The following is a 12,134-nucleotide window of genomic DNA, read 5'->3' as shown; positions in this document are numbered from 1 at the left end:
CAAACGCAACGCAGACAGGCGGCCAAATGCATTTTGGTCGATGGCGGAGCTTTGTCTGTCTGGGGCGCGACGCCTCACACGGAATTCGACGGTCAGAGGGCGCAAGACCCTGGCAGACCGCGGCAAAGGACAAACGGCCAGCACGGCCACGATGCTAGGGGCAGACGCAATGAAGATCGAACGGCGGTTCACACGCGACGGCGCAGATGTTTACGCGGATCTTGAATTCACCACGACAACGTCCGAGATCCGCAACCCGGACGGCACCGTGGTGTTCAAACTCGACGACGTGGAAATCCCCCAAGGGTGGAGCCAGGTCGCGTCGGATGTGATCGCCCAGAAGTATTTCCGCAAAGCCGGTGTTCCCGCCGCGACGAAACCGGTTCGGGAAAAAGGGGTGCCCGCATTCCTCCAGCGTCACGTGGCCGACGAAACGGCGCTGGAGGCTATGCCGGAGGACCAGCGCTATGGTGGCGAAACAAGCGCCAAGCAGGTCTTCCGGCGCCTTGCAGGGGCCTGGTGCTATTGGGGCTGGAAAGGCGGCTATTTCAGCGACGAGACCGATGCGCGCGCCTATTTTGACGAAATGCAGATCATGCTGGCGCGCCAGATGGCGGCACCGAACTCACCCCAATGGTTCAATACCGGTCTGCATTGGGCCTATGGCATCGATGGACCGTCCCAGGGGCATCACTACGTTGACTACAAGACCGGCAAGCTGACCAAGTCGAGCAGCGCTTACGAACACCCGCAGCCCCATGCCTGCTTCATCCAGTCGGTTGCCGACGATTTGGTGAATGATGGTGGCATCATGGATCTCTGGGTGCGTGAGGCGCGGCTGTTCAAATATGGCTCGGGCACGGGCACCAACTTTAGCCATCTGCGCGGCGAGGGCGAGAAACTGTCGGGCGGCGGCAAGTCGTCTGGCCTAATGGGGTTCCTGAAGATCGGCGACCGTGCAGCAGGCGCGATCAAGTCGGGCGGGACAACGCGGCGCGCGGCCAAGATGGTGATCGTCGATGCGGATCACCCCGATATCGAGGATTTCATCGAGTGGAAGGTGCTGGAAGAGCAGAAAGTGGCGAGCATCGTCGCGGGCTCCAAGATGCACGAGAAGATGCTGAACGGTATCTTCGCCGCAATCCGTGAATGGGACGGGGCGTTGGACGATGCGGTGGATCCGATCAAGAACCCGGGCCTGAAAACCGCAATCCGTGAGGCCAAAAAGGTCGCCATCCCAGAGACGTACATCAAGCGCGTGCTGGATTATGCCAAGCAGGGCCATACCAGCATCGAATTCCCGACCTACGACACCGATTGGGACTCGGAGGCCTATAACAGCGTTTCCGGCCAGAACTCGAACAACTCCATCCGCGTGACCGATGCCTTCCTTAAGGCCGTTGAAAACGACGAGATGTGGGAATTGGTGAACCGTAAGGATGGGTCGGTCTCGAAAGAAATCAAAGCCCGCGATCTGTGGGAAAAGGTGGGCCATGCCGCCTGGGCCTGCGCCGATCCGGGCATCCAGTACCACGATACGGTCAATGCCTGGCACACCTGCCCGGAAGACGGCCCGATCCGCGGCTCGAACCCGTGCTCGGAATACATGTTCCTGGACGACACCGCGTGCAATTTGGCCTCGATGAACCTGCTGACCTTCTATTCCGGCGGCACGTTCGATGCGGAAAGCTACATGCATGCGACGCGGCTTTGGACTCTGACGCTGGAAATCAGCGTGATGATGGCGCAGTTCCCCTCAAAGGAGATCGCGCAGCTCAGCTACGATTTCCGCACGCTTGGTCTGGGCTACGCCAATATCGGCGGGCTCCTGATGAATATGGGCTACGGCTATGACAGTGCAGAGGGTCGTGCCATGTGCGGCGCCCTGACCGCGATCATGACCGGTGTGGCCTATGCGACCTCGGCTGAGGTGGCCAGTGAATTGGGCGCCTTTTCGGGTTATGACCGCAACCGTGAGCACATGCTGCGCGTCATGCGCAACCACCGCAACGCGGCCTATGGCAAGATTGACGGCTATGAGGACGTCAACGTCAATCCGGTCCCGCTCGATCAGGTGAACTGCCCCGATAACAAGCTGGTCGAGCTGGCCAAGCAGGCTTGGGACGAGGCGCTGACGCTCGGCGAACAGCACGGCTATCGCAATGCGCAGGCAACGGTGATCGCGCCGACAGGCACGATTGGCCTGGTGATGGATTGCGACACGACCGGGATCGAGCCCGACTTCGCCCTGGTCAAGTTCAAAAAGCTCGCCGGCGGCGGTTACTTCAAGATCATCAACCGCTCGGTTCCCGGCGCGCTGGACGGGTTGGGCTACAGCTCCAGCCAGATCGAGGAGATCATCGCCTATGCGGTCGGCCACGGCACGTTGGGTCAGGCCCCGGGCATCAACCATACCGGCCTGATCGGCCACGGTTTCGGCCCCGCTGAGATCGAGAAGATCGAAGCCGCCCTGCCGCAAGCCTTCGACATTCGCTTCGTCTTTAACCAATGGACCCTGGGCGCGGAATTCTGCACCCAGACCCTGGGCATCCCGGCGGAGAAGCTGAACGATCCCACCTTTGACATGCTGCGCCATCTGGGCTTTTCGAAAGCCGATATCGAGGCCGCCAACGACCATGTCTGTGGGACCATGACCTTGGAGGGTGCGCCGTTCCTCAAGGACGAACATCTGGGCGTCTTTGACTGCGCGAACCCCTGCGGGAAGAAGGGCAAGCGGTTCCTGAGTGTGGACTCTCACATCCACATGATGGCCGCCGCTCAATCCTTCATCTCGGGCGCAATCTCCAAGACGATCAACATGCCGAACTCGGCCACGATCGAAGATTGTCAGAAGGCCTATGAATTGTCCTGGAGCCTCGGCGTGAAGGCCAATGCGCTCTACCGCGACGGGTCTAAGCTGTCTCAGCCCCTGGCTGCCGCGTTGGTCGAGGATGACGATGAGGCTGCCGAAGTGCTGGAAACCGGCACACCCCAGGAAAAGGCCGCTGTTCTGGCCGAGAAGGTGGTCGAAAAGATCATCGTCAAGGAGATTGCCCGGGGTCGCGAAAAGATGCCGGATCGCCGCAAGGGCTATACCCAAAAGGCCATGGTCGGAGGCCACAAGGTCTATCTGCGGACCGGCGAATATTCTGATGGTTCGCTGGGTGAGATCTTCATCGACATGCACAAGGAAGGCGCAGGCTTCCGCGCGATGATGAACAATTTCGCCATCGCGGTGTCGGTGGGCCTTCAGTATGGCGTGCCGCTGGAGGAATTCGTGGACGCCTTCACCTTCACCAAGTTCGAACCCTCGGGCATGGTGCAGGGCAATGAGGCGATCAAGAACGCGACGTCGATCCTCGATTACATCTTCCGGGAATTGGCGGTCAGCTATCTGGATCGCACCGATCTGGCCCATGTGCAGCCGGAAGGGGAGACCTTCGACAGCATCGGGCGCGGTGCCGAGGAAGGCGTTCGCAACTTCGAGGAAGTGCCGGAAAGCCGGGGCTCCGACCCCCTGGAAGTGCTCAAGCAAGTTGCCTCCACCGGTTATCTGCGCAAGCGGGCGCCCCAGGAATTGGTCGTGCTCCAAGGCGGCCAGGATCCGGTCGCCGTGCTTGAAACGCTGGTCCCTGAGACGAAGTCGGGCGGCACCATCGCTGCGGCGGCCGACACAACGGCTGTCACCACCGGCACCGTCGCCATCGACGCGCGGACCAAGGCCAAGATGCAAGGCTATGAGGGCGAGGCCTGCGGCGAATGCGGCAACTACACGCTGGTGCGCAACGGCACCTGCATGAAGTGCAACACCTGCGGCGCGACGAGCGGGTGTAGCTGAGAGATTGAGGGTTGGGGGCAGGTGCGCCAACACCTGCCCCCGCTCATCCTGCAAACGCCTAGCACGCTGCAGGAGAAGCAAGTTCGGCCCTCACGGGTCGATGCATGGAGAACTACAGAGTCGAACGATGCGATCAATAGCGTGCTGAGAAACGTCCACAGATCATTTCACCCTGTGAGTGTCTGTGGATAGCTGCCAAAGGAAATTGAAATGGCAAGAACACGCAGAATCTCAGTGACGAAAGAGGGACCAACAGGCCTCAATACTCGCTTCAAAGTGGCGGGTCGGGGATGTGAAGTTTCAAGATCAAAGCTCGTGAAGGAAGTCAAACAGGGTCAACACCCCGGCTACCACACGAGGCACAACGGTCGAGTGGAATATGTTGCGTCGAACCCCGATGGGTCCAAACGCAACAATCTCGACTGAGCAAGAGATCGGGTGCGCGCGCCCCACTGTGCGCGCATCTGAGTAACCGGGATGGGACACGCGAAAGCACCAGGTTTCGCTCCATCCCACTCAAGGGTCTCCCATGGAGACCCGCGATATCCGAGGCGGGTGCGCTCGCCTCTGACGCGGATCAGGCCGCAGGCAGAACATCTCGGGCAGTAAATATCAGAGCCTGATCAGCGAACCTCGGGGGGCCTCAGTGCCCCCCATTTTTCTGTTTGGAGACCGACCGGACAGCGGAGAGGGGGCCAAAGTTCCCGTTGGGAACGCGACTTCGATCAGCAAAGCTGTGGGTCGTTCAGAAGCCCTATTCTTCTTTTTGAAGGCTAAACGCGGGTCCAACCGTCTTGGCTTGCCGCCCATCGCGCGGCGGGTGATAGTCACGTCATGCGCATTCTGGCTGCCCTTCTTACCTGCCTGACCTTCGTCGTGCCCGCTCGGGCCGAGCAAGTGACGATCTTCGCCGCGGCCTCGCTGGCCGGGCCGCTCGACGAGATTGCCGAGGCCTTCACGCGCGAAACCGGGCACGAGGTCGTCCTGTCTTATGCCGGATCGTCTGCCTTGGCCCGACAGGTGGAGGCCGGGGCGCCTGCCGATCTGGTCTTGCTCGCCCATACCGACTGGATGGACCATTTGCAGGCCGCCGCGGCGATTGCTCCCGCGACGCGGCGTGATCTGTTGAGCAATCGGCTGGTTCTGATCGGCTCCTGGCAGCAACGCGATCCGGTGGATCTGGCTGATCTGCCTGCGTTGCTGGATGATGGGCGGCTCGCCTTGGCGCTGACCCAGGCCGTGCCTGCGGGGCTCTATGCGCGCGCCGCGTTGGAGGATCTGGGCCTGTGGGACGCGGTCGCCTCCCGCGTGATCGAGGCCGACAATGTCCGCGCCGCGCAGCTGTTGGTGGCCATCGGGGCCGCGCGCTATGGGATCGTCTACGCGACCGACGCTGTGCATGAGCGTCGCGTTACCATCCTGGCCGAGATCCCCCAAGACGCGCATCCGCCGATCCGCTACCCAGTGGCCTTGACGGCCCGGGCCGGGGCGGCAGGCAATGCGTTCCTGGAATTTCTCGATGAGCCTTTGGCGCGCGCGACGTTCAGCGGCGCCGGGTTTGGATTGATCGAATGAGCGATTGGTTAGGCCCGGCGGAATGGCAGGCCTTGGCGCTGTCGCTGCGGGTCGCTTTCGTGGCCACTTTGGTCAGCTTGCCCCTCGGCATCCTCGTTGCGTTTGTCCTCGCGCGGCGACGCTTTCCGGGCCATGGTCTGCTGAATGGATTGGTGCATTTGCCGCTGATCCTCCCACCGGTGGTCACGGGCTATCTGCTGCTGATCACGTTCGGCCCCCAAGCCCCGGTCGGTGCCATGCTGGAAGGGCTGGGTCTGGGCGTGGCGTTCCGCTGGACAGGCGCGGCCCTGGCGGCGGCGATCATGGCCTTTCCGCTCATGGTCCGCGCGATCCGCCTGTCGATCGAGGCGGTGGATCCCAAATTGGAAGAGGCCGCCGCCACATTGGGCGCGTCGCGCCTGCGCGTGTTCCTGACCATCACCCTGCCACTGATCGCGCCCGGCGTGCTGACCGGCGCGATCCTGGCCTTCGCCAAGGCGATGGGCGAGTTCGGCGCGACGATCACTTTCGTGTCGAACATCCCGGGCGAGACGCGGACGCTGCCATCGGCCATCTACGCTTTCCTGCAGGTGCCGGGGGGCGAGGCCTCGGCCTGGCGATTGGTGATTGTGTCGATTGTGGTCGCGATGGGCGCCTTGCTGGTTTCCGAGGGCTTGGCGCGGCGGGTGACGGATCGAGTGCGAGGCCGCGATGCTTGAGATCGCCTTGCGTCATCGATTTCCCGGTTTCGACCTGGACGTCGCCTTTGAGGCGCCCGGAGGCGTAACCGCTCTGTTTGGTCGGTCCGGTGCGGGAAAGACAAGTATTGTCAATGCCGTGGCGGGCGTTCTTCATGTTGATGAGGCGCGGATCCGCATTGGCGATTCAGACCTGCAGGATCTGCCCATTCCCGCGCGGCGCATCGGATATGTCTTCCAGGAACCGCGCCTGTTTCCCCATATGAGCGTCCGCGGAAATCTACGTTACGGCCAGCGCAGCCCGGATATGGCGCCGATTGTCGACATGCTGGGCATCGGCGATCTTCTCGACCGTCGCCCTGCCGCGCTGTCCGGCGGTGAGGCGCAGCGCGTCGCCATCGGCCGGGCGCTGCTGACCGAGCCCCGCCTTCTGCTGCTGGACGAACCGCTCGCGGCCCTCGACGAGGCCCGCAAGGCCGAGATCCTGCCTTATCTTGAACGGCTGCGCGATCAGGCGGGCATTCCCATGCTCTACGTGTCCCATTCTGTGGCGGAGGTAGCGCGGCTGGCCACAACGCTTGTCGCCTTGGAAAACGGCCGCGTGATCCGCTTCGGGCCCGCGGCGGATTTGCTGTCAGACCCGGATCTGGCGCCGAGCCTGGGCGTGCGAGAGGCCGGCGCTGTCTTGCAGGCGCGTATCACCGATCACCACTCGGATGGATTGACCGAACTGTCCTGCCAGGCGGGTGCGTTGCTGCTGCCGGCCCTCGACCAGCCCATCGGCGCGGTGGTGCGCATTCGGATCGAAGCGCAAGACATCATGCTCGCCGCCCATCGCCCGCGCGGGATTTCGGCGTTGAATGTCTTGCCGGTTCAAATCACCGCGATACGCGAAGGGGCAGGACCGGGCGTCATGGTGCAATTGGATGCCGGTGGCGATAGGCTGCTGTCGCGCGTCACCCGACGCTCCGCCCAGGCCATGGCGCTGGAGGATGGCTGGCGCGGCTACGCTGTCATCAAATCTGTCGCCGTCGCCGCGGCCAATGTTTCAGGCGCCTGAGGCTATTTCACGCCGTTCCGGCGCCGCTCTTTCATCTTGGCCAAAAACTCCGGGGGGCTGCGCAGCAGCGGGGGCAGCGCCCCCTCCGACGTTGATCATTCCGCGGCGATTTTGATCACCGGATCCATCCGCGCCAGGATGTCCTCGGCCAGATGACATTTGATTTCATGTCCGGTGGCCAAGGTCCGCATCGGCGGAACCTCTTTTTCGCAGAGCCCGCCAGGCACCTCGGATTTCCAGCGGCAGCGTGTCTGGAACGGGCAGCCTGTCGGCGGGTTCATCGCCGACGGAATATCACCTTCCAGAACGATGTTCTGTTTTTCGATTGAGGTATCGGCGATGGGCACAGCCGACAAAAGCGCTTCTGTATAGGGATGGTAGGGTGGGCTAAAGACTTGTTCCGTATCCCCAATCTCCACCACATGGCCCAGATACATCACCATCACGCGGTCGCTGAGATAGCGCACGATGCTCAGATCGTGGGAGATGAACAGAAGCGTCGTCTTCTCGCGGCGCTGGATCTCCATCAACAGATCGGTGACCGCCGCTTGCACCGACACGTCCAGGGCTGAGACCGGCTCGTCTGCCACTACGATCTGCGCATCACCGGCAAAGGCGCGGGCGATGCCCACCCGCTGCTTTTGGCCGCCGGACAATTGCCGCGGCATCCGGTCGGCAAAGGCGCGGGGCAGTTTCACCAGGTCCAAAAGCTCCAGCATCCGCGTGCGCCGTTCAGCATCATTGGCGCCGATCTTGAACACTTCAAGCGCACGGATGATCTGGCGCCCGACGCTCATGGAGGGGTTCAGCGTGTCGAACGGGTTCTGGAACACCATCTGCACCGAAGACACCATGCCGGTGTCGCGATCTTCGATTGCGGTATTCTGGATGTCTTGATTGCCCAACAGGATTTCGCCATCGGTTGCGGTCTCCAACCCCATTAAAACCTTCGCGAGCGTGGACTTGCCGCAACCGGATTCTCCAACGATTGCAAGGGTTTCCGACTCGCGGGCTTCAAAGCTGAGGGTCTCGTTGGCTTTGACGACTTTGGTGTCGCCGCCGCCGAAGAGCGCGTTTGCGGCGACCTCGTAATATTTCTTGAGGTTATCCACCTTCAGGACCGTATCGCCGATGGGCGCTTTTTCGGTTGTGGCGGCCAGTTCGGGCGGGGCGTTCCAGTCGATTTCCTGGAATTTCAGGCAGCGGGTCGCGTGGCGGTCGTCGCCCGCGACCTCTTGCATCGCAATCTCGCCGCCGTCGCAGCGTCCCGCTTCAAAATACGTGCAGCGCGGCCCGAAATTGCAGCCGGGCGGGCGTTCATGGGGCAGGGGAAAGTTCCCCGGAATGGCGATCAGGGGCCGCGCATTCTTGTCGGCGCCGGGCAGCGGGATCGAGCGGAACAGGGCCTGCGTATAGGGGTGCTGCATCTTGTCGAACACATCGGCAATCGAGCCCGTCTCGACCGCCTCGCCGGAATACATCACGCAGAGCCGATCGCAGGTTTCCAGCACAAGGCCCAGATTATGCGAAATGAACAGCATCGAGGTGCCGTATTTCTCACCCAGACCCTTCACCAGATCGACGATCCCGGCCTCGACCGTCACATCCAGAGCCGTCGTGGGCTCATCGAGGATCAGCAAAGACGGCTTTGACATCAAGGCCATAGCGATCACGATGCGCTGCTGCTGACCGCCCGAAAGCTGATGGGGATAGCTTTTCAGCATCCGCTCAGGATCGGGCAGGCGCACATCGGTGACGGCCTCCAGAGCCAGCTTATAGGCCTCGGCCTCGGACTTGCCCTCATGGATCATCGGCACTTCCATGAGCTGCTTGCCGATCTTCATCGCAGGGTTCAGCGAGGCCATCGGTTCCTGATAGATCATCGCGATTTCCGAGCCGCGCAGATCCCGCAATTCCTCGGGCGACATCTGGTTCAGATCGCGGCCCTTGAACTTGATCGAGCCGCCGACAATGCGCCCGTTCACGCCCAGATCCTGCATTACGCCAAGCGCCACGGTGGATTTTCCGCAGCCCGATTCACCGACAAGCCCCATCGCCTCCCCAGGCATCACAGTGCAGGAGAAATCCATCACCGCGGGGATTTCGCGCAGCCGCGTGAAAAAGGAAATCGAGAGGTTATCGATTTCCAGGATCGGGCCGTCATAGTGCGCGGGCGCCGGTGTCACATCCTCTGGGATCGTATCGACCATATCAAGTTTTCCTTAACTGGCGGGCCAAAAGGCGACGTAGTTTTTGCGTAGTGAATCTGTCGTTTTTCCGTAACTACACATTTCTGCCCTCGCTTCGGCGATGATCGGTTTGCTCATGATTGCGAGAGGCAGGTGATGCGGTTTCCGTTCCGGAAGCCAATCAATCCGGTTCGCCTCATGCGCAAGTCCAGGTTCTCGGACCATTCCGTTATCGTGGGAACAGGCTGCGCCTGATCGTTTGGCGCGCCAAAGCTGCGGCGGTGTGCCACGGCGTGCCATCCCGATTCCGGTTGCGGCAGCGCGGTCGCTTCGAACGGGCCACCGCAGAGCCGAGCGGCCCGGGGCAGGCATTCGGTTGCGGTGCGTCTGCAATAGAGAACCCATGCGCCATCCGTCTCGCCGCGTTCGGCGATGGAGTGGGTTGGGCCGTAGCGCCCCCAGGCCAGCGCCACTCCGGGTTCGTTTGCGGGTGCGCGGCGCATTTCGATGGCAACGGCGATGGCCCCAACAATCGCTAAGATGCCGATCACCGCCACAAAGCCCCAGGCCCCACGGCGAGTATGCGGTGGTCGGCTCGACGGAGGGAAGATCATCTTGGCGCTCCATCTTTAACCCGGCAGGCTGACTGCGCGCAGGCCGTCGGCCAGCAGGTTGCGGCCCAAGAACATCGGCATCAGGGCCAGGGCGGGGGGCATGCAGCGGGCTCATTCCGTCCACCCGCAGGGCGGGCCGTTTTCGGCGAAATCAGCCATCAGGCGGGTGAAACGGTCCGCTCCCACATCGGCGATGCAGGTATCCAGGATACCGTCATATTCGGTCAGTATGTCCTGCGCAGTGTCTCCGTCCTGACGCCGGATGCCGAAGTAGTCGGATGCGAGGTTCGCCTCAGCCTGGATCGTGGCGCGAATATCCTGCCGGTCTACGGTACAGCCGACCTCTTCGACATGGGTCTGCACGAAGACGCCGGATGAAATGCGCAGGAGGCGAATACGCTCTGCATGGTCGGTGTGACCCTCGGCCTGCTGGATTTGGTCGTAGGCCCAATAGGTGTATTCGGCCATGCCGCTGCAGGTCAGCCAAATCGGAACATCTTGCGCCGCCGCTGGCGCGCCAGGAACCTGTAGCACCGCGAGGGAAAGGACCACTCCGCGCATCAATCCCTCAGGCTTTCTTCGCGGAGGCCGTCGGCCAGCAGGTTGAGGCCCAGCACCAGGCTCATCAGCGCCAAGGCGGGCGGCAGGGCCGGGTGGGGATAGACGGTCAGAAGGCGGCGGCCTTCGTTGATCGTGCTGCCCCAATCGGGGCTTTCGGGGCTGACCCCCAGACCGAAGAAGCCCAAGGTCCCCAGAAGGATCGTGGTATAGCCGATGCGCAGGCAGAAATCGACGATCAGCGGCCCGCGCGCATTGGGCAGGATCTCCCACAACATGATGTACCAGGGGCCCTCGCCGCGGGTTTGCGCCGCGGCCACGTAGTCGCGGGTTTTCACATCCAGCACGATGCCACGCACGATGCGGAAGACGGTGGGTGAGTTCACGAAGACCACCGCCACGAAGACGATCAAGAGATTGCCGGGGATGTCGAAGAAATCCAGCGCCTCTGGCCAGAAGCGGATCGGCGCATCGGCATCGGATCGGTTCGAGATCAGCGAGAAATAGGCGGTGAAGCCCACAATCGCCGCCGCCGCGACCAGGATATTGCGCGTCATCGGCTGTGTGTGGAAGCGCGAGTTGAACAGAACCACCAGGAAGATGATCGGGAACAGGAACAGCACCATCGACATATATTGCGGCACGCCCGCGGCGACGATTTCCGGTGTCACCAGCAGGAAGAACAGCAGGATGACCGGAAAGGCCAGGGCGAGATTGGCGATGAAGGTCAGGATCGTGTCGAGTTTTACGGTCAGGAACAGCCCGATCGCCACCGCCGCCGCGACCAGGGTCCAGAGGCCCACCGACAGGCCGCCACTGATTGCGCCGATCACGGCGGCAAGTCCGGCCAGGGCGCAGGTGATGTAGAAGCCGGGGGACCGCATCTCGAACGCGGATCCGCTGAAATAGCCCGCGGGCAGGCCCAGTGTGATGCCGACCATGAAGGCAAACAGCGTCGCGACCGGTGCGATCTGCAGTACATCCGCCGCGCCGAAGACCACGCGGGAAAACACATCGCGGCCCAGATTGTCGCCGCCCAGCAGGTAATAGGGATATTGGCCCTCAGCCGGGTTCGGCAGCGGCGTGCCGGGCAGATCGTTGCGCAGGCCGGAGATCACGTCGAGTGCCCCATGGGTCGCGATCAGCCCCGAAAAGACCGCCGCAAAGATCCAGAACATCACCAGGCCAAACCCGGCCATGCCGATCGGGCTGTCGAAGAGTTTGCCATAGAGGCCCAGCTTGCGCTTGAAGGTGACAGAGACCGCAAAGATCACGATCAGCGCGATCCAGACCGGCACCAGCCGCGCGGCCATCGCGCCCAAGATGCCTTTGGCCTGGATATCGGGCTGGAAGATGCCGCCCAGAACAAAGACCACGCAGCAGGCCAGAAACAGCAGCACGGCGTATTTCATCGTCATCAGCGCATAGTCGACAGGGGTGCGTTTGAAGACCAGCGTGCCGTCGGCATTGACCTCCATATCACCGGCGCGCAGGCCCGCTAGCGCCAGGATCGTGTTGGCGACAAAGCCCAGAAGGAAGATGACCAGGGCGGCCAGCAGGAGCGGGTTGAGAAAGGCGCCGAAGCTGCCGGTCCAGGTGAGTTGTTCCATGCCGAGCGCTCCT

At 62.2% G+C, this 12,134-nt stretch carries 9 protein-coding genes; 5 read left to right on the top strand and 4 right to left on the bottom strand.

The features are described from left to right. Positions 1-169 precede the first annotated feature (169 nt). From V8J82_RS15555 to modC, 5 genes are all read left to right on the top strand, one after another. Entirely contained in the window at positions 170-3,838 is a 3,669-nt protein-coding gene (locus tag V8J82_RS15555; protein ID WP_339976323.1) for a vitamin B12-dependent ribonucleotide reductase, read from the top strand. Positions 3,839-4,048: 210 nt separating this feature from the next. After that, positions 4,049-4,264 carry a DUF3892 domain-containing protein gene (locus V8J82_RS23710; RefSeq protein WP_439650077.1) on the top strand — a complete coding sequence of 72 codons (216 nt, stop codon included), beginning with the start codon at positions 4,049-4,051 and terminating at the stop codon, positions 4,262-4,264. A 408-nt stretch (positions 4,265-4,672) separates the two neighbouring features. Beyond that, positions 4,673-5,413: a molybdate ABC transporter substrate-binding protein gene (modA, locus tag V8J82_RS15550; protein ID WP_339976321.1), complete on the top strand. Its 741-nt coding sequence runs from the start codon at positions 4,673-4,675 to the stop codon at positions 5,411-5,413. Beyond that, a complete protein-coding gene (modB, locus tag V8J82_RS15545; protein ID WP_339976319.1) occupies positions 5,410-6,111 on the top strand; it encodes a molybdate ABC transporter permease subunit in 702 nt (233 codons plus the stop codon). The genes modA and modB overlap by 4 nt, the downstream gene beginning before the upstream one ends. Beyond that, a complete protein-coding gene (modC, locus tag V8J82_RS15540; RefSeq protein ID WP_339976317.1) occupies positions 6,104-7,150 on the top strand; it encodes a molybdenum ABC transporter ATP-binding protein in 1,047 nt (348 codons plus the stop codon). The genes modB and modC overlap by 8 nt, the downstream gene beginning before the upstream one ends. A gap of 95 nt (positions 7,151-7,245) precedes the next feature. Here modC and V8J82_RS15535 read toward each other — a convergent pair whose 3' ends face one another. The 4 genes from V8J82_RS15535 to V8J82_RS15520 all read right to left on the bottom strand — a co-directional run bounded on the left by V8J82_RS15535 (position 7,246) and on the right by V8J82_RS15520 (position 12,121). Continuing rightward, on the bottom strand, positions 7,246-9,360 hold the full coding sequence (locus tag V8J82_RS15535) for a dipeptide ABC transporter ATP-binding protein (protein ID WP_339976315.1): 2,115 nt from the start codon (positions 9,358-9,360) through the stop codon (positions 7,246-7,248). 113 nt (positions 9,361-9,473) lie between these two features. Continuing rightward, on the bottom strand, positions 9,474-9,953 hold the full coding sequence (locus V8J82_RS15530; protein WP_339976313.1) for a hypothetical protein: 480 nt from the start codon (positions 9,951-9,953) through the stop codon (positions 9,474-9,476). Positions 9,954-10,064: 111 nt separating this feature from the next. Then, complete coding sequence (locus tag V8J82_RS15525) at positions 10,065-10,505, bottom strand: hypothetical protein (protein ID WP_339976311.1); 441 nt, start codon at positions 10,503-10,505, stop codon at positions 10,065-10,067. 8 nt (positions 10,506-10,513) lie between these two features. After that, complete coding sequence (locus V8J82_RS15520) at positions 10,514-12,121, bottom strand: ABC transporter permease (RefSeq protein ID WP_339976309.1); 1,608 nt, start codon at positions 12,119-12,121, stop codon at positions 10,514-10,516. Between the last annotated feature and the right edge of the window lie 13 nt (positions 12,122-12,134).

The sequence above is a fragment of the Gymnodinialimonas mytili genome (assembly GCF_037544085.1).
In the GTDB taxonomy this organism is placed as follows: Bacteria; Pseudomonadota; Alphaproteobacteria; order Rhodobacterales; family Rhodobacteraceae; genus Gymnodinialimonas; species Gymnodinialimonas mytili.
This window is presented reverse-complemented; position numbering and strand designations above follow the sequence as displayed.

Coding starts and splice junctions, on each gene's coding strand:
- modB (WP_339976319.1), top strand. CDS start 5,410: ATGAGCGATTGGTTAGGCCCGGCGGAATGGCAGGCCTTGGCGCTGTCG.
- V8J82_RS15530 (WP_339976313.1), bottom strand. CDS start 9,953: ATGATCTTCCCTCCGTCGAGCCGACCACCGCATACTCGCCGTGGGGCC.
- V8J82_RS15520 (WP_339976309.1), bottom strand. CDS start 12,121: ATGGAACAACTCACCTGGACCGGCAGCTTCGGCGCCTTTCTCAACCCG.
- V8J82_RS15555 (WP_339976323.1), top strand. CDS start 170: ATGAAGATCGAACGGCGGTTCACACGCGACGGCGCAGATGTTTACGCG.
- modC (WP_339976317.1), top strand. CDS start 6,104: ATGCTTGAGATCGCCTTGCGTCATCGATTTCCCGGTTTCGACCTGGAC.
- V8J82_RS15535 (WP_339976315.1), bottom strand. CDS start 9,360: ATGGTCGATACGATCCCAGAGGATGTGACACCGGCGCCCGCGCACTAT.
- V8J82_RS23710 (WP_439650077.1), top strand. CDS start 4,049: ATGGCAAGAACACGCAGAATCTCAGTGACGAAAGAGGGACCAACAGGC.
- modA (WP_339976321.1), top strand. CDS start 4,673: ATGCGCATTCTGGCTGCCCTTCTTACCTGCCTGACCTTCGTCGTGCCC.